General features: G+C 68.1%; 14 protein-coding genes. 5 read left to right on the forward strand and 9 right to left on the reverse strand.

Annotated features, from left to right (window positions below; genetic code table 11):
- Nucleotides 1-34: 34 nt before the first annotated feature.
- Nucleotides 35-1,294 (reverse strand): M20/M25/M40 family metallo-hydrolase, encoded by a 1,260-nt coding sequence (locus tag AC1Q6V_RS13530; protein WP_439672645.1) that lies wholly within the window; start codon nt 1,292-1,294, stop codon nt 35-37.
- A 185-nt stretch (nt 1,295-1,479) separates the two neighbouring features.
- On the opposite strand from AC1Q6V_RS13530, the gene AC1Q6V_RS13535 reads away from it, so the two are divergent.
- A complete protein-coding gene (locus AC1Q6V_RS13535) occupies nt 1,480-2,562 on the forward strand; it encodes a GlxA family transcriptional regulator (protein WP_010812448.1) in 1,083 nt (360 codons plus the stop codon).
- A gap of 20 nt (nt 2,563-2,582) precedes the next feature.
- Here the strand turns inward: AC1Q6V_RS13535 and AC1Q6V_RS13540 are convergent, their stop codons facing one another.
- Complete coding sequence (locus tag AC1Q6V_RS13540) at nt 2,583-3,314, reverse strand: BON domain-containing protein (RefSeq protein ID WP_010812447.1); 732 nt, start codon at nt 3,312-3,314, stop codon at nt 2,583-2,585.
- 148 nt (nt 3,315-3,462) lie between these two features.
- Nucleotides 3,463-5,115 (reverse strand): AMP-binding protein, encoded by a 1,653-nt coding sequence (locus AC1Q6V_RS13545; protein ID WP_454750188.1) that lies wholly within the window; start codon nt 5,113-5,115, stop codon nt 3,463-3,465.
- A 240-nt stretch (nt 5,116-5,355) separates the two neighbouring features.
- On the opposite strand from AC1Q6V_RS13545, the gene AC1Q6V_RS13550 reads away from it, so the two are divergent.
- On the forward strand, nt 5,356-6,030 hold the full coding sequence (locus tag AC1Q6V_RS13550; protein WP_454750189.1) for an SOS response-associated peptidase: 675 nt from the start codon (nt 5,356-5,358) through the stop codon (nt 6,028-6,030).
- A gap of 51 nt (nt 6,031-6,081) precedes the next feature.
- Here AC1Q6V_RS13550 and AC1Q6V_RS13555 read toward each other — a convergent pair whose 3' ends face one another.
- The 4 genes from AC1Q6V_RS13555 to AC1Q6V_RS13570 all read right to left on the reverse strand — a co-directional run bounded on the left by AC1Q6V_RS13555 (nt 6,082) and on the right by AC1Q6V_RS13570 (nt 11,427).
- Nucleotides 6,082-8,289, reverse strand: coding sequence for a TonB-dependent siderophore receptor (locus AC1Q6V_RS13555; RefSeq protein ID WP_011617009.1), 2,208 nt, complete (start codon nt 8,287-8,289; stop codon nt 6,082-6,084).
- 217 nt (nt 8,290-8,506) lie between these two features.
- Nucleotides 8,507-9,055: a TetR/AcrR family transcriptional regulator gene (locus AC1Q6V_RS13560; protein WP_010812443.1), complete on the reverse strand. Its 549-nt coding sequence runs from the start codon at nt 9,053-9,055 to the stop codon at nt 8,507-8,509.
- Nucleotides 9,056-9,165: 110 nt separating this feature from the next.
- Nucleotides 9,166-10,557 carry a dihydrolipoyl dehydrogenase gene (locus AC1Q6V_RS13565; protein ID WP_010812442.1) on the reverse strand — a complete coding sequence of 464 codons (1,392 nt, stop codon included), beginning with the start codon at nt 10,555-10,557 and terminating at the stop codon, nt 9,166-9,168.
- Between the two features lie 138 nt (nt 10,558-10,695).
- The gene (locus tag AC1Q6V_RS13570; RefSeq protein WP_454750190.1) at nt 10,696-11,427 is read right to left on the reverse strand and encodes a glutathione peroxidase; all 732 of its coding nucleotides are present in this window, start codon (nt 11,425-11,427) and stop codon (nt 10,696-10,698) included.
- Nucleotides 11,428-11,731: 304 nt separating this feature from the next.
- Between AC1Q6V_RS13570 and AC1Q6V_RS13575 the strand changes: the two genes are divergently transcribed.
- Entirely contained in the window at nt 11,732-13,450 is a 1,719-nt protein-coding gene (locus tag AC1Q6V_RS13575) for a dipeptidase (RefSeq protein ID WP_010812440.1), read from the forward strand.
- A 129-nt stretch (nt 13,451-13,579) separates the two neighbouring features.
- Here AC1Q6V_RS13575 and AC1Q6V_RS13580 read toward each other — a convergent pair whose 3' ends face one another.
- Nucleotides 13,580-14,059: a nuclear transport factor 2 family protein gene (locus tag AC1Q6V_RS13580; protein ID WP_010812439.1), complete on the reverse strand. Its 480-nt coding sequence runs from the start codon at nt 14,057-14,059 to the stop codon at nt 13,580-13,582.
- A 204-nt stretch (nt 14,060-14,263) separates the two neighbouring features.
- Between AC1Q6V_RS13580 and AC1Q6V_RS13585 the strand changes: the two genes are divergently transcribed.
- Together AC1Q6V_RS13585 and ada are read left to right on the forward strand one after the other, a co-directional pair.
- Nucleotides 14,264-15,070: a 2OG-Fe(II) oxygenase gene (locus tag AC1Q6V_RS13585; RefSeq protein WP_081050175.1), complete on the forward strand. Its 807-nt coding sequence runs from the start codon at nt 14,264-14,266 to the stop codon at nt 15,068-15,070.
- 8 nt (nt 15,071-15,078) lie between these two features.
- Nucleotides 15,079-16,149, forward strand: coding sequence for a bifunctional DNA-binding transcriptional regulator/O6-methylguanine-DNA methyltransferase Ada (gene ada, locus AC1Q6V_RS13590; RefSeq protein WP_058697022.1), 1,071 nt, complete (start codon nt 15,079-15,081; stop codon nt 16,147-16,149).
- A gap of 11 nt (nt 16,150-16,160) precedes the next feature.
- On the opposite strand, the gene AC1Q6V_RS13595 is transcribed toward ada, so the two are convergent.
- Nucleotides 16,161-17,897: an FAD-dependent oxidoreductase gene (locus AC1Q6V_RS13595; RefSeq protein ID WP_010812436.1), complete on the reverse strand. Its 1,737-nt coding sequence runs from the start codon at nt 17,895-17,897 to the stop codon at nt 16,161-16,163.
- Between the last annotated feature and the right edge of the window lie 111 nt (nt 17,898-18,008).

Below are 18,008 nucleotides of genomic sequence, written 5' to 3' on the forward strand. Positions count from 1 at the left end.
CGGGCGCCGGCAACGCAGGCCTGGCGGCGCCGGCTCAGTTGCGCCCGATATCCTGCAGGATGCGGGTCATCAGGTAAAGGCGCGGCACGATCGAGTCCAGTTCGATGTACTCGTCGCGGGCGTGATAGCCGAAGCCGGCCAGCCCGAAGCTTTCCACCACCGCGGGCTTGCCCGAGCGCGCGGCATAGCTGGCGTCAGTGGCGCCGCCGGTGCCTTCGGCCAGGGCCAGCGTGCGGCCGTCCAGCTCGGCGTAGATCTCCTGCGCGCGCTTGGCCAGCGCGCGGCCGCGCGCGTCGGCCACGAACGGCGGGCGGCCCTCTTCCATCGTCACCGTGGTCTGCGTCTCCGGCACCAGCTGGCCGGACTTGACCTTGTCCTGCAGCGCCACCTTCAGCTTCTCGGCGGCGCCGGCCGCGGTGGTGCGCACATCGCCGTAGGCGACAGCGCTTTCCGGGATCTGGTTGCGCACCGTGCCGGCCTGCGCCTGGGTCCAGTTCAGCTGCGAGCCCGGCACCAGGCTGGCGGTGTCGCGCGTCTGCTGCAGCTGGTGGGCGAGTTCGATCAGCGCATTGCGGCCGCGCTCCGGCGCGGCGCCGGCGTGGGATGCTCGGCCCTTGACCTGCATCGTGGCGGTGGCGGTGCCGGAAGCGCCCAGCAGCAGCGACTCGGCCTTGACCACGTCCTTGGCCGCGGTCGGCTCGCACGACAGCACCACGTCGTGCTGCGCGGCCAGCGCGGCGATGGCTTCGCCGGAGCCGACCGAGCCGACCTCCTCGTCCGGGTTGAACAGCACCGTGATCTGCGCATAGTCGCGCCAGCCCTGGTTCTTCAGGATCTCCAGCGAGTGCAGTATCACGGCGATGCCGCCCTTGTCGTCGGCAATGCCCGGCCCGTACAGCCGGTTGCCTTCCTCGCGGATGGGCTGCGTGGCGAGGGTGTTGTCCGGATACACCGTGTCCATGTGGGCAATCAGCATGATGCGGCGCTTGCCGGTACCGGTGAAGGTGGCCTTGACCATGGTGCCCGGACCCTTGGTGACGGGCATGCGTTCAACCTTCGCGCCCAGCGCATGCAGGCGCTTCTCGGTATAGCCGGCCATCTGCGCCAGCCCCTTCGCGTTGGCGCTGCCGGATTCGATCGACACCATCTCCTTGAGCGACTGCACCAGCGCGGGCTGGGCCGACTGCGCGGCGGACAGCAGCGCGGCATCGGGCTGGGCGGCACTGGCCAGGGTACCGGCCCCGGCAAGCGTCAGGGCGGCGGCAACGGCAACGTGGCGAACGGAAAACGGCATGGAATCTCCTCGGATTGGTCTTGTTGGTGCCATGCCCCGGCGCACGGGCGGCGCCGCGGCACAACGGCACGATGCTAGCCCTTGCCAGAACCTTAGGGGAGGATCAATATCGCCAATCCGGATGCCGATCCCGCCACGGCATCCTGCCAACTCTTCGCGCCATGCACCCGACCACGCCCCCAGGCATGCCCGCCGCCATCGCGCCGCCGTCACAGAACATCCCGCTGCATGTCCGCCTGCTATGGCTGCCGCAAGCCATGCCGGGCAGCCTGTTCACCACGCTCGACGTGCTCCGCACCGTGGCCGGCGTCGCCAGCCTGCAGCGGCCCGACGCCGCGCCCACGCTGAGCTGGCAGCTGTGCGGCAGCAACGGGCGCACGCTGGCGGCGGACCTGCCGGGGCTGGTGTCCTCCACCCGGCGCGCACGGGCCGCGGACCGCCGCACGCTGCTGGTGATCCCGGCCCTGCTGGCCAGCAATGCGCTGCAGCTGGGCGAGATCGTGAAGCGCGATGCCGCGGCGCTGCGCCTGGTGGAACGCCATGCGCAGGCCGGCGGCTGGATCGCGGCGTGTTCGTCGGGGATGGTCTTTCCGCTGCAGCTGGGGCTGCTCGACGGCGCCAGGACCGGCGCGCCGTGGATGTACCAGAGCTGGATGATGCGCCAGTATCCGCATTGCGACCTGGGCAGCGACCAGGCCATGAGCGTGCACCAGCGTGTGTTCTCGTGCGTGGCGCCGGCGCTGCAGGTGGAATTCATGCTGCGCGTGCTGGGCCACCTGCACGACCCGGACCTGGCACAGGCGGCGTCGCGGCTGATGCTGTTCCAGCCCGAGCGCCAGCGCAGCGTGCCGGCGCTGGTGTCGCAACGCTGGCTCAGCCGCACCGCCGACAGCCCGGTGTATCGCGCCATCCAATGGCTGCAGGATCATGTGTCCGAGCCCTACAAGCTGGCCGCGGTGGCCCAGGCGGCCGCGGTCAGCGAACGCACGCTGCTGCGGCATTTCCGCCAGGTCACCGGGCTGAGCCCGCTGGACTACCTGCACACCCTGCGCGTGGAGCGCGCACGCATGCTGCTGGAAGTCACGCTGCACGGCACGCAGGGCATTGCCGAAGCCTGCGGCTACAGCGACGCCGCCGCGTTCCGGCGGCTGTTCCAGCGCACCACGGGCATGTCGATGTCAGACTATCGCGCCCGCTTTGCGCTGCGGGCGCGGCGGCGCTACTGGCGCATGGAAGATGCCGCGGTACGGCGCGGCACCGGGGAGTGACCGCGCCCAGGGCAGCGCGCTCAGGTGCGCAAGGCGATGTGGTTGACCACGTTCTCAACGCCCTGCACGTACCATGCGTCGCGCTCGGCCTGGCGCCGCGTGTCCTCGCTGGCGACGCAGCCTTCCAGCGTCACCACGCGGTTCTCGGTGCGCGCGCTGACCTGGCCGGCATCGATGAAGGGATCAGTCTCCAGCACCAGCATCAGTGCCTCGGTGATTTCGTCGTCGCGGTCGGCTTCGGCGGGCGCTACCACCAGCTCATTGACCACGCAGCGGCAACCGCGCGACCACCAGGCCAGCACCCCTGCCAGGCGCATGTGCGACAGGCTGATTACCTGCCCCCACAGCGTGACCACGCCGTCGTGCACTTCCACTTCAATCCAGCCGCTGCGTTCGCCCACGGCTTCGCGCATGGCCTCGGGCTTGCCCTTGACGCGCGCGCAGATCCTGCAATTGCGGAAATCGATGGCGTTGAGCAGGCGCTCGCACACCGCGTCGCGCAGTTCGCCGTCGCCTACCTGCATGCCGCCATTGGCCACGCGCAGGTGATCAATCACGCTGGTTACACCGTCCACGCGCCGCACCGTCGCCGCGGCCCGGGTCTTGTCGACGATATCGGCCACCTCGCCTTCCAGGATCAGCGCGCCGTCGGAAAGCCGCAACTGGATGGTGGGATGGAGGACATGACCCTGATAAGGCACATGCGCCAAGGCTGCGCGCGCCTGCGTCAGCACCGCTTCGCTACTCTGCATTTTGTTCGCCTCGCCCGATTGGTCTGGAGATGGAAGACGCGCGCCCCTGCCTGCAGGCGCGCCTTGCGCGGCGCCGCAGGCTCCTTCACCCCCGGGGCCTGGCAACCGCTTCCTCATTATAGGAAGCGGTCCGGGAACGGCTCAGGCCTCAGGCAGCGGCCGCCTCGCGCGCGCGGGCCACTTCCTGGTTGCGCAGGATAAAGCGCTGGACCTTGCCGCTGGGGGTCTTGGGCAGCTCGGCGACGAACTCGATCTCGCGCGGGTAGGCATGGGCGGCCAGGCGCTTGCGCACGTGCTGGCGCAGCGCCTCGGCCAGTTCCGGCGCGGCGCGATATTGCGGGTCCAGCACGACAAAGGCCTTGATCAGTTCGGTACGCTCCGGATCGGGCTTGCCGATCACCGCGGCCTCGACCACGGCCGGGTGCTCGATCAGCGCGCTTTCCACGTCGAACGGACCCACGCGGTAGCCAGAGGTGGTGATGACGTCGTCGGCCCGGCCTATGAAGCTGATGCTGCCGTCGTCATTCAGCTCGGCGGAATCGCCGGTCAGGTAGTAGCCGCCGGCAAACCCGCTGGTGGGCGTGCCGTGATAGCCGCCGAACCAGCACATCGGCGAGCGCTTCAGGTCCAGCGCCAGCGTGCCCGGCCGGCCCGGCGGCAGTTCGCGCTGCTCATCGTCCACCACCACCACGCGGTGCCCGGGGCTGGCAAAGCCGGCCGCGCCCATGCGCACCGGATGCGCCAGCGCATGGTGGTTGCACAGCACCATGCCCAGCTCGGTCTGGCCGTAGTGGTCGTGGATGGTCACACCCAGCTCGCTGGCAAACCAGCGGATCACTTCCGGGTTGAGCGGCTCGCCCGCGCTGCTGACCGCGCGCAGCCGCCCGCGCAGCGGGCCTGACACGGCCTCGCCCGCGGCGATCAGCAGCCGGTATGCCGTGGGCGAGCCGGCCAGGTTGGTGATGCCGTACTTGCGGATCACACGGCATGTGCTCTCCACGGTGAACGGGCCATCGTAGAAGGTGGTGGGATGGCCCAGCGCCAGCGGGCCCGTGACCGCGTAATACAGGCCATAGGCCCAGCCCGGATCGGCCAGGTTCCAGAAAGCGTCTTCCGCGCGCAGGTCGACCGCGTCGCTCATATAGCCGGCAAACGCGGCAATGGCCTTGAGCGGCACCAGCAGCGGCTTGGCCGGGCCGGTGGTGCCGGAGGTGAACATCATCAGGAAGGGGTCGTCGCCCCGGCGCGGCACCGGCTCGAACGACGCCGGCTGGCGTTCCAGTTCGGCCCAGAAGCTGAAGTCGCCGCGCACCAGGCCGCGGCCCTTGTCGCCGGCCACGGTGACGATGGCGGGACAGCCATCCACGTCATCCAGCTTGGGGCGGTTGGCGCCATCGGTGACCGCCACCTTCGCGCCGGACGCATTGAGCCGGTGCTCGATGGCCTTGGGGCCGAAGGCCGTGAACAGCGGCTGGTACACCGCGCCGGCGCGCCAGGTGCCGAGAATCGTCACCAGCAGTTCCGCATTGCGCGGCAGCAGGCCCGCCACGCGGTCGCCCGGCTGCACGCCCTGCGCCTTCAGGAAGCCGGCAAACTGCGCGGACAGTGCCTGCAGCTCGGTAAAGGTCCAGCTGCGCGAATTGCCGTCTCGCCCTTCCCAGAACAGCGCGATACGGCCCGGCAGCGCGTGGCGGTCGCAGCATTCGACGCAGGCGTTCATTGCCTCCAGGCTGCCGTGCAGTTGCCGTGCCACGGCGTCGTCATAGGAAAATCCGTCGAAGGCTTGGGCGTAGTCGCGCATGATGTCTCCTGTATTCCGGCTGGTGCCTTTTGGTAGGTGGCCGCTGCGCGCGGGGTGCCGGCGCGCAACGGCTGCCGCAAGAGTGTGCGCGAGCGCCACGGGAGCAGGCAATAACCGATTCCGCCAGCGCGGCTGACGGTTTTTGCCATCCCTGCCGTGAACCCTGACGCACCTCCGGGCACCCTTGACGCGGCACCGCCCGGCGCCGACGATACGGGCATCACCGCCAGGAGACAGCGCATGTGCACCAACTACGCCCCGGTCCAGAGCCGGATCCTGCGCGAGATCTTCGGCGTGGAACCGCCGCCGGGGCTGTACAAGGCTGAAACCTATCCGGACTACGCGGCGCCGATCGTGCGCGCCGCGGACGATCGCACGCGCAGTGGCGCTCTGGCCTCGTTCGGCATGGTGCCGCGCCCGCGCATCCCGCCCGGCGCACGGCGCTTTGACACCACCAATGCCCGCAGCGAGACCGTGGGTGAACGCCCCGCCTTTGCGCGCTACTGGCGCCAGGGCCAGCTGTGCCTGGTGCCGGCCACGGCGTTCTATGAGTTTGCGTATCCCGAAGATGCAGCGCCCGGCGGCCCGCCCGGCAAGCCGGTGCGCTGGCGCGTCTGGCTGCCCGGCGAGCCGGCCTTCGGCATTGCGGGCCTGTGGCGCAGCTGGCCGGACCAGTCGCTGTCCTTCGCCATGCTGACCATCAACTCGGCCCAGCACCCGGTGATGCAGCGCTTTCACAAGCCGGGCGAGGAAAAGCGGTCAGTGGTGATCGTGCCGCGTGAACAGTGGGACGACTGGCTCGCCTGCCGCGACCCCGAGGTCGCGCGCACCTTCCTGACGCTCTGGCCCGCAGACGCCATGCGGGCCGAACCGGCGCCCAAAGTGCAGGGAGCGCCAATCCCCGACTCGGAGTAAGCGCGCCGCTATCGCCGCCCCGGCCGCAGGCGCGCTTCCCTGCAAGGCGGCTCAGAAGCGATAGGTAACGCTGCCCACCACCGTGCGGCGCGCGCCGAAGTAGCAGTCACCGCGCGCCAGGCAGGTGGTCAGGAATTGCTTGTCGAACAGGTTGCTGGCATTCAGCGAGACGCGCAGCGGGCCGTGGTCATAGGCAATCATCGCGTCGTAGAGCGTGACGCCGCCCACCCGGTTCTGGTCGGCACCGTCATAGCTGGGACCGACATAGCGCACCCCGCCGCCGGCGACAAAGCCCGGCACGCCAAACAGCTTGAAGCGATAGTTGGCCCACAGCGACGCCATGTTCGACGGCGTGCTCGCCAGCTTCTTGCCCACCTCGGCCGGCGTGCCGTCGATCACGCGCGCATCCAGGTAGGTATAGGTTGCGATCAGGTCCAGCCGGCTGGACAGCGAGGCCAGTGCCTCAACCTCGATGCCGCGCGTACGTGCCTCGCCCACCTGGACTGAATCGGGAATGCCGTTGACCACGCCGGCGGTCTTGCGGTTCTTCTCGCGCATATCGAATGCGGCAATGGTCAGCGTGGCGTTCTTGCCCGGCGGCTGGTACTTGATCCCCGCCTCCCACTGCGAACCGCGCAGCGGCTTGAAAGCCTGGTTGGCCTTGTTGAAGCCGGCCAGCCCCTGGAACGACTCGGAATAGCTGACGTACGGGTTGAGGCCGATGTCCGAGCGGTACATCAGGCCAGCACGCTTGGTCAGCTCGCTGTCGTCGCGGCTGGCCGAGGGCGTGTTGTCCTGCGCGGCGCGCGACCAGTCATAGCGCAGCCCCAGCATCAGCAGCCACTTGTTCCACGACAGCTGATCCTGCACGTACAGGCCGGTCTGCGCCTGCGTGGCGGGGTTCAGGTCGCGCGTGCCCGGCAGGGTGAAATTGCCGTAGACCGGGTTGAACACATTGAGCGGCGCGGCCGTGCCCCCCACCCCGGCGCGCCCCGTGATCTCTGAGTGCTGGTAGTCGACGCCGGTCAGCAGCGTGTGCTGGACCGGGCCGGTGCGGAAGTTGGTCTGCGCCTGGGTATCGACCGCGAACGAGTTCAGCGTGGGCTGGTTCAGGTAGACCGTGCGGCGCATCAGCGTATCGCTGCCCGGCACCCAACCGTGGCCGGCGCCGTTGAAACCGGCCGCGTAGATGCTGCGGTAGTCCACCGTGCTGTGCGAATAGCGCAGGTTCTGCCGCACCGTCACGGTGTCGTTGAACTTGTGCTGGAACTCATAGCCCACCGACGCCTGCTCGGCGTTGTAGCGGTCGAAGCCGGGCTCGCTGATAAACAGGTGATCGGGGATCTGGCCGGCCGGGTTGGCCTGCAGCGTGCCCCGCCAGGGGAAGAAGCCGACCGAGGTCCCGCTTTCATCGCGCTGGAAGTTGGCCAGCAGCGTGAGCGAGGTGTCCTGGCTCGGGCGCCACGTCAGCGAAGGCGCGATCAGGTAGCGGTTGTCCTTGACGTAGTCCACCTGCGTGTCGCTGTCGCGCGCCAGCGCCACCAGCCGGTACAGCCACTTGCCGTCCGCATCGAGCGGGCCGGTCAGGTCGGCCTGCACCTGCTTGCGGTTGTAGTTGCCGAACTGCACCCCGATCTCGCGCGCCGCCTCAGCCTGCGGGCGTTTGCTGACCAGGTTCAGGATGCCGCCGACCGCGCCCTGCCCGAACAGCATCGACGACGGCCCGCGCAGCACGTCGATGCGTTCCAGCGCGTAAACATCGGGCCGCACGTTGTTGTAGAAGCCGACCTGGTTCAGCAGGCCGTCGCGGTACTGCGTGAACTCGGTGCCCCGGAACCGGCCCCAGTCGCCGCGGGCGTCGTTGCCGAACGGCCCGGCATAGACGCCGGCGCTGTAGCCGATGGCCTGCTGCACGCTCTGCGCGCCTTGCGCCTCCATCCGGTCGCGCGTGATGACGGTGATCGACTGGGGCGTCTCCATCACCGGGGTGTCGGTCTTGGTAGCAGTGGCGCTGCGTTTTGCCACGAAGCCATGAACCGGGCCGGTGGCGGTTTCGTCGTCGCTGCCGGCGCGGATCGTGACGGCCGGCAGTTCTGCCGCGGCACTGGCCGTTGCCGGCGCAGGCACTTCGCCGGATTGGGCAAACACGCCACCGGCCTGCAGGCTCAATACAAGGGTGGTCAGCGAAAGGCCGCGCGGGGTGACAAGCGCGGGGCGGGCAAAGCGCGGCTTTGCCTGCTTGGTCGGGTGGAAATACATCACTCAGGGATCGGAAGGTAGCTACCCCGCAGGCGCGGCGTGGCAAGTGGAAAATTCTGATTACGAATGCGAATAATTCGTAATTACAACAGAATTGTAGCCTGAATGTGTCAAAAGCGAGACATTTTCTATTCGCACCGGATGCTGCCTCGGCGCTAAGCCAGACGAAGGAAGCGTTGGGCAGTCCCCGGCCTCAGTGGCCAGCCCCCCAAGCCAATCAGCCGGCCTGCAGCCGGCCCAGCAACCGCCGCCCCGCCTCGATCACCGCCGCATCCGGCTGCATCTGGTAGCGCACGATCATGCCTTCGATGCACAGCATCGCTTCCTCGGCCACCGCTTGCGGCTGGTCCAGGCCCAGGCGCGTGGCGATGTCGGCGACGAATGCGGCCAACTCGGCCTTGTGCGCCGCGGCCTGTTCGGCCGCGCGCGCGTCGCCGCCCGCCTCGGCCACCACGTTGATAAAGGCGCAGCCACGGAAGTCTCGGCCGAACCAGTCCGCCAGCGCGTCGGCAATCACGTCCAGGTGCGGGCGCGCGGCCAGCCGGGCTTCCACGTCCTGCCGGAACCACGTCATCCACTCGTCATGGCGGCGGTCCAGGAACGCCGAAATCAACTCGTTCTTGGAGGCGAAATGGCGGTAGAGCGACATCTTGGCGACGCCGGATTCGGCAATGATCTTGTCGATGCCGGTGGCGCGGTAGCCCTCCTGGTAGAACAGGCGGGCAGCGGTGTCGAGGATGCGGTCGCGGGCGGAAGGCGTGGCCATGGTGGCGGCGTAGTCGGTAAAGGTGCGCGGCCGGACAGCGCCCTGCGCCGCCCTGCCTCTCTATAGGTCGATACTATGACAGACAGACCTGTCTAGCAAACCTGGCCCGCTCAGGCCTCCAGCTTCGCCTCCGCATCACGCAGCGCCGTACGCAGGCCCTCTTCCACCACCGGGTGGTAGAAAGGCATGCCCAGCATCTGCCCGATGGTCAGGCCCTGCTGGTACGACCACGCCAGCAGGTGGGCGATGTTCTCGGCACGCGGGCCGGTCCATTCCGCGCCCAGGAAGCGGCCCGTGGCCTTGTCGGCATAGACATGCATCAGGCCGCGGTTCTTCAGCATCACGCGGCTGCGGCCCTGGTCCTCGAAGCTGACCTCGCCGGTCACGAACGTGCCTTCGGCCAGGTCGGCGTAACGCTGGCCGACCATCGCGATCTGCGGGTCCGTGAACACCACCGCGATCGGCGCGCGCCGTGCCAGCGGCTTCACTTGCGGATAGCTGGCGGCGTTCTCGCCCGCGGCCTTGCCCTCGTCCGCGGCCTCATGCAGCAGCGGCAGGATGTTGTTGGCGTCGCCGGCAATGAATACCGGTGCATTGCCGCACTGGAGCGTGCGCGCATCGAACAGCGGCACGCCGCGCGCATCCAGCGCCAGGCCGGCATTTTCCAGGCCCAGGCCGCGCACATTGGGCACGCGGCCGGTGGCGACCAGCGCATAGTCGAAGCGCTCGGTCACGCTGCGGCCTTCGCGGTCCAGGTAAGTCACCACCACCTGGTCGCCGTCGCGGGCCATGTCGGTCACCCTGGCGTCCGGATCGAGATAGAACTCGCCGTTGAAGGTCTTCGCCGCGTAGGCGCGGATCACGGGATCAGTCAGCGGCCCGAGCGAGCCGCTGACGCCGAACACGCGCACCCGCACGCCAAGGCGCGACAAGGCCTGGCCAAGCTCCAGCCCGATCACGCCGGGGCCGAACGCCACCACGCTGGCGGGCAGGTCTTCCCAAGCGAACACATCGTCATTGACGATCAGGCGGTCGCCGAACACCTGGAACGGCGCCGGCAGCATCGGCGTGGAGCCGGTGGCGATGACCACGCGGCTGGCACGCACGGTGGTGTGCCCATCCACTTCCAGCGTGGTGTTGTCGATAAAGCGGGCATAGCCGCGGACGCGGTCGGCTTCGGGGATGTTCTCCACGCCGCGCACCACGAAGCCGACAAAGCGGTCGCGCTCGCTGCGCACGCGGGCCATCACCTCGCGGCCATCGATGCGGACCTCGCCATCCACGTGCACGCCGAACGGCGCAGTGTGGCGCAGTTCGTGCGCGGCCTCGGCGGCAGCGATCAGCAGCTTGGAGGGCATGCAGCCCACCCGGGCGCAGGTGGTGCCGTACGGGCCGCCTTCGATGATCACGGCGCGCTTGCCCGCGGCAATCGCGGCACGGTAGGCGGCAAGGCCGGCGGTGCCTGCGCCGATCACGGCGACGTCGGTCTGGATGGTGGTCATGGCGGTCAATTCCTTTGTCTTGATGGCGTCAAGCTGGTGTCAATCAGCGGGCTGGATGGGGCCGCCATGCCGGGCAAGGCGACCCCATCGGGTCCGGCGACTGCCGGTCCCCGGGTGCGGGATGAAGGCAGAATCGGCTTACTTGCCCAGGTACTGCTGCAGCGCCTCGGCGCCGCCGATGAGCTTGCCGTTGATAAAGACCTGCGGTGCGGTCATCTCGCCCGACACGGCGCCCAGCACCTTGCCGCGCACCTTGTTGTCCAGCGGCACGTCGATATAGTCGAAGCCGTTGTCGTCAAGCAGTTGCTTGGCCTTGGCGCAGAACGAGCAGCCGACCTTGGAGAACACCACCACCTGGTCCGGCTTGCGCGCGTCCGGGGCGATATGGGCCAGCATGGTGTCGGCGTCGGACACCTTGAACGGGTCGCCCGGCTCTTGCGGTTCGATGAACATCTTCTGCACCACGCCGTCCTTGACCAGCATCGCATAGCGCCAGCTGCGCTTGCCGAAGCCCAGGTCGGCCTTGTCCACCAGCATGCCCATGCCTTCGGTGAATTCACCGTTGCCGTCGGGGATCATGGTGATGTTCTCGGACTCCTGGTCCTTGGCCCATTCGTTCATCACGAAGGTGTCGTTGACGGACACGCACAGGATGTCGTCCACGCCGTGCTTCGCGAACACCGGGGCCAGCTCGTTGTAGCGCGGCAGGTGGGTCGACGAGCAGGTCGGCGTGAAGGCGCCCGGCAGCGAGAACACGACCACGGTCTTGCCGTTGAACAGCTCGCCGGTGGTGACGGTCTTCCACTCGTTGTCTTCACGCATGCGGAAAGCGACATTGGGAACGCGTTGGCCTTCACGGGATTGCAGCATCAGTTCACTCCTTGGTCTGGATCGGGTTGGTTTCGGCTGCGGGTTGCAGCGAAGGCCCCATTCTGTAGACCGGGATGTGATTTGTACAATTCATCGTTTTAACCACGACGATTGCCTTACGCTATTGACTCGGCATAGCCATCCCCTAGTGCGCCGGCCCTTGCACTTCATCCGCGGGCACGCAAAAGCATATTTTTTCGGCAAATACCGGCGAGTGCCCTATCATGCGGCATCCACTCAGACTCCCGTTTTGTCCGCAATGACCCGACCTTGCCGCCTGCCGTCTCTCTGCCGATGGGCCCCGATGCTCGCGCTGTCGCTGGTGCTGGCGCACCCCGCGCAGGCGCAAACCCTGAAGAAACCGGCGCTGGATGCGCTGGTCTCCGGCACCCGAACGGCGGCCCAGGCCGACCTGCAGGCATTCATGGCCGCCGCGGCCAGGGCCGAGCCTTCCGTGGCGCCGGCCGTGGCGGCGTGGCAGGCCCGGTCGCCACTGGCCGGCGACAACCTGGTCAATATCGGCCGCCTGCTGGGCGTCTACAACCGCGTCCGCAACGAGGCCGCGGTGATCGACGCCATCGGCAGGATGGTGGCGCTGCGCACCGTGCGCGACGAGAAAATCCCGCAGCACGAGAACCCCGCCATCATCGAGTTCGGCAAGATGATCGAGGCCATGGCGCGCGACTTCGGGCTGGCCTACCGCAATGTCGACAACCGGGTCTTCGAGGTCACGCTGCCCGGCGGCGGCAAGGATACCTTCGGCATCCTGACCCACGCCGACGTGGTGCCCGCGGTGGCCGAGGAATGGGTACTGGAGGACGGCACCAGGCTGGATCCGTTCCGCATGACGCGCGTGGGCGACACGCTGTACGGGCGCGGCACCATCGACGACAAGGGCTCGATCGCCGCGGTCATGTATGCCATGAAGACCGTCAAGGAAAGCGGCGTGCCGCTGGAGCGCACCATCCGCCTGATGATCGAGACCACCGAGGAAACCGGCGGCGACGGCATGAAATACTACCGCCAGCACACCACCCTGCCCGAGTACAACGTCGTGCTCGACAGCAAATACCCCGCGGTGGTGGCGGAGAAAGGCGCGGGCACGCTGACTGTTTCCTTCGGCATCAAGGCGGCGGACGACAAGAGCGCGCAAGGCAAGTCCGACCGGAAGGGACCTGCCATCGTTGCCATGCGCGGCGCGGCCTCGGCCAACGCCATCCCCGAGACCGCCACCGCGCGCATTGCCGGCGGCGATGCTGCCGCCGTCGCTGCCGCGCTGGAACAGGCACGCGCTGAATTCCTGCGCCGCCACACCCCGCGCGGCAAGTTCTCCATCGACGTGAAGCGCGCCGGCAACGACGTGGAAGTGAAGGTCACTGGCGCCTCGGCGCACGGATCGCGCCCTGAGGAAGGGGTCAACCCGCTGCCGCGGCTGGCGCTGTTCCTGCAGGCCAGCGGCGTGCAGTTTGCCGAGAACCACTACCTGAACGCGGTCCGCTACCTGAACGACCTGTACGGGCTGGATTACCTTGGCACCAGGATGGAGGTGGCCTACCGGGACCCGTTCATGGGCCCGCTGACCATGTCGCCCACGCTGGTGCGCGAGCGCGGCGAATACGTCGACGTGGTCACCAACGTGCGCATGCCGCGTGGCCGCACGCCGGACGAGCTGGGCGGCAAGATCACCAAGCGCATCTTCGGCTGGGCCGCCACCCATGGGCCAGTCGAAATCAAGTACGACCAGGGCAACTGGATGGCGCGCGATCCCAAGGGCGCGTGGCTGTCCACGCTGCTGAATATCTTTGGCGATACCACCGGGCTGGAAGCCAAGCCGGTTTCCACCGCCGGCAGCACCACCGCCAAGCTGATGCCCAATGCCATCAACTTCGGGCCGGCCATGCCGGGCAAGAAATACACTGCGCACAACGCGCGCGAGTACAAGGAAGTGGCCGACCTGAACCTGGATATGCAGATGTTCACCGAGATGCTGGTGCGGATCGGGAACCTGGACAAGATGCAGTAACGAGGGTTTCAGGCGTGTCCCTCTACGCTTGTGTGCTCCCTCTCCCCTCATGGGGAGAGGCCCGGGGTGAGGGGTGGTCCAGCTAGGAACCACATCAAGCGGGGCCTTCGGTTTTAGGACCCAACAGCTTCACAACTCCAGTTCACTCAACCCCGCATGTTCATCCGGCCGCCGGCCCAGTGGCCAGTGGAACTTGCGGTCCGCCGCCTTGATCGGCGCATCGTTGATGCAGGCAAAACGCCTGCGCATCAGCCCCGCCTCATCGAACTCCCAGTTCTCATTGCCGTATGACCGGTACCAGTTGCCGGAATCGTCGTGCCATTCATAGGCAAAGCGCACGGCGATGCGGTTGCCGTCGTGCGCCCATAGCTCCTTGATCAGCCGGTAATCCAACTCCTTCTGCCACTTGCGCTGCAGGAAGGCGACGATGTCGGCACGGCCATTGACGAATTCCGCACGGTTGCGCCAGGCGCTGTCGACGGTATAGGCCAGCGCCACGCGCTCTGGGTCGCGGCTGTTCCAGCCATCCTCGGCGGCACGGACCTTGGCGATGGCGGATTCACGCGTGAATGGGGGCAACGGCGGACGGATTTCGGCTTGTGCGGACATGCGGAGGCTCCTTTGCTGAAACAGGGTGAATCAGATGGAAGAACAGGCTGCTCAATATGATACAGACCTGTCTCATTATTGATAGACAGATCTGTCTTGTCAAGGCAGGAGACCGGGCAGAATTCAAAAGCAAGACCCGGAGTGCCAGGTGCACGCGGGCGGCCTAAAGTTGGCACCATGCAAGCGAGAGAAAGGAGACCCGCGGTGAGCATCAGCCAGATACAGCGCCCCGAAATGGCCGTGGCAGGGCCGCGCCGGCCAATACTGCCAGCGCGCGGCACGGCGCGGGGGCATAGGCACGAAGCCGATATCGCCACCCGCGTCGATGGCACCGACTGGGCCGCCATTGCACGCGAGCTCGACGACTACGGCTGCGCCGCGATCCGCGGCCTGCTGTCGGCAGCCGAATGCGACGCGCTTGCCGCCGGCTATGCGCAGGACGCGTGGTTCCGCTCTCGCATCGAGATGCGCCGGCACGGCTTTGGCCAGGGCGAGTACAAGTACTTCCGCTACCCGCTGCCCGACACCGTGGCCGCAATGCGCACGGCGCTGTATCCGCACCTGGTGCCGGTGGCCAACCGCTGGAACGCCGCCATGGGCATCGATGTGCGTTATCCCGCCGCGCACGCCGATTATCTTGCCCGCTGCCACGACGCCGGCCAGTTGCGCCCGACGCCCCTGCTGCTGCGCTACGGCCCCGGTGACTACAACTGCCTGCACCAGGACCTGTACGGCGAGCACGTATTCCCGCTGCAGGTCGCCATCCTGCTGTCCGAGCCGGGCCGCGACTTTACCGGCGGAGAATTTGTGATGACCGAGCAGCGGCCGCGCATGCAGTCGCGGGCCGAGGTGGTGACGCTGCACCAGGGCGATGCCGTGGTCTTTGCCGTCAGCCAGCGCCCGGTGCAGGGCAGCCGCGGCAGCTACCGCGTGAACCTGCGGCATGGCGTCAGCCGGCTGCACGCGGGCCAGCGCTACACGCTGGGCATCATCTTCCACGACGCCACGTGAGGTATCCCATGACCCGTCCCACACAACAACCGGAAGTCAGCACCATCGAACGCGACCCGCGCTGGGCTCGCGTGCTGGCGCGCGATCCGGGCGCCGACGGTGCCTTTGTCTATGCGGTCAAGACCACCGGCGTGTACTGCCTGCCGAGCAGCCCGTCGCGCCTGCCGCATCCGGCCAATGTCGAGTTCTTCGACAATGCCGCCGCGGCCGAAGCCGCCGGCTACCGGCCCAGCCGACGTGCCGCCGCGCCTGCGCTGGCGGCCCGGCACGCAGCCATCGTGGCCGACGCCTGCCGCCGCATCGAGGCCGCCGACACCCTGCCCACGCTGCCCGAACTGGCCAACGCAGCGGGCGTCAGCCCCTATCACTTTCACCGCCTTTTCAAGGCCGCCACCGGCCTGACGCCGCGTGCCTATGCCGCCGCGCATCGCGCCAGGAAACTCCGCGAGCAACTGGGCACCAGCGACTCCGTGACCGAGGCAATCTACGACGCCGGCTTCGGCTCCAACAGCCGCTTCTACGAAACCTCGGACGCAGTGCTGGGCATGACCCCGTCGCGCTACCGCGCGGGCGGGGCCGACACCGAAATCCGCTTTGCCATCGGCCAGTGCTCGCTGGGCGCGATCCTGGTGGCCCAGAGCGAGCGCGGTGTCTGCGCGATCCTGCTGGGCGACGATCCCCAAACGCTGTTGCAGGACCTGCAGGACCAGTTCCCGCGCGCCAACCTGATCGGCGGCGATGCGCAGTTCGAGCAACTGGTGGCGCAAGTGGTGGGCTTTATCGAGGCACCTTCAATCGGCCTGGCGCTGCCGCTGGATGTGCGCGGCACCGCGTTCCAGCAGCGTGTATGGCAGGCCCTGCAAGAGATCCCCGCGGGCAGCACCGCCAGCTATGCCGAGATCGCGGCCCGCATCGGCGCGCCGCGTGCGGTGCGCGCGGTGGCGCAGGCCTGCGCCGCCAACCACCTGGCGGTGGCCATTCCCTGCCATCGCGTGGTGCGCAGCGACGGCAACCTGTCGGGCTACCGCTGGGGCGTGGCGCGCAAGCGCGAGTTGCTGGAGCGCGAGGCGCAAGCCTGAGTGGCCCGCGCTCAGCGCGCCACGGCTGCCTGCACCCGAGCCAGGTAGTCGTGGATCTGCGCCACCACCGCCGCGCCCTCGCCTACCGCCGCGGCGACCCGCTTGGTCGATCCCGCCCGCACGTCGCCGATGGCAAACACGCCCGGCACGTTGGTCTGCAGCGGATACGGCACCGCCGACGCGCAGCCCAGCTCGCCGCCGCCGGTGCGCACGAAGCCCTTGTCATCGACCTCGACGTTGCAGGTGCGCAGCCACGACGCATTGGGATCGGCGCCGATGAACAGGAACAGGTGCCGCACGTCCATCGTGACCGGGGCCGGGCTTTCCGCCCGGCATTCGTAGCGCACGGAACTGAGCCACCCTTCCCCCGCCAGCGCGCTGATCTGCGCGTGCGTGTGCAGCGTGATATTGGGCAGCGAACCGATGCGGTCGATCAGGTAGCGCGACATGGTGGCGGCCAGCCCCGGCCCGCGCACCAGCATATGCACGTGCGCCGCGTGCGAGGCCAGGTAGACCGCTGCCTGCCCGGCCGAATTGCCGCCGCCCACCAGCATCGCCGGCTCGTTCTTGCACAGCTTGGCCTCCACCGGCGAAGCCCAGTAGTAGACACCACGCCCTTCAAAGTGCTCCAGCGCGGCGATGTCCGGGCGACGGTACTGCGCGCCGGTGGCAATCACCACGGTGTGGGTCGGGATCATGCGGCCATCGGCCAGCTCCAGCCGGATCGGGTCCGCGCCGCAATGCAGTGCCTTGACCTCCAGCGGGATGGCGATATGCGCGCCGAACTTCAGTGCCTGCACGAACGCGCGCCCGGCCAGCGCCTGTCCGGAGATGCCGGTGGGAAAGCCAAGATAGTTCTCGATCCGCGCACTCGCACCCGCCTGCCCGCCCGGCGAGCGGCAATCGATCACCGCCACCGACAAGCCTTCGGATGCGGCATACACGGCCGTGGCCAGCCCCGCAGGCCCGGCGCCGACCACCACCACGTCATAGACATGGACCGGATCGAACTCCGGCAACAGCCCCAGGCACGAAGCCAGCTGCCCTTCGTCCGGCGCGCGCAGCACGCGGCCGTCGGCGCAGATCACCAGCGGGAAGTCGCTGGCGGGCGCGTTGGCGTAGTCGAGCAGCAATGAGCAGTCGCGTTCGGCGTCGATATCGATAACCGTATGCGGGTAGCCGTTGCGCCGCAGGAAGGCTTGCAGTGCCACCAGTTGCGGCTCGGTGCCGTGGCCGACCAGCACCGGCCCGCTGCCGAATTCGATCAGCCCCACGCGGCGCAGGATCAGCGCGCGCATGATGCGCTCGCCCAGTTCGGCCTCGGCCACCAGCAGGGCGCGCAGCCGCTCTGGCGTGATCACATAGCCCTGGGTATCGGTCACGGCCACGCCGTCGACCAGCGCCGGGCGGCCGCTGAGCGTGCCGACCTCGGCCAGGAAGTGGCCGGCGCCCTGCTCGGTGATCTGGTGCTCGCGGCCCAGCCCGTCGCGCCGCATCAGGCGCACGCGGCCGCTGCCGATCAGGTACATGCCCCGGCCCGTATCGCCGATGGCAAAGAGCTTCTCGCCCGCGCGCCAGCTCTGCGGCGTGCCAAAGCGGCGCACGCGCGCCATGTCGTCGGCGCCGAGCTGCGGGAACATCTGGTGCCAGCGTGACTCCAGCGTGGAATACGGCGCCTCCAGGCCGCCGCCGGCCTCCGGGCCGGTGTCCTCATCCGGGGCCATTGCCTCCGACTGCGAAATCGCCATGCTCCCTCCCCGTCTGGACCCGCGCCTGCCCTGGGCACATCTTCCCGGCTGCGCGCGGCCTATCGATAGTAGACGGCTGCGCGCAGAATGCGAGAATCGCACGGCGCAGTT

It is taken from the genome of Cupriavidus sp. GW823-FHT07B10 (assembly GCF_058794355.1).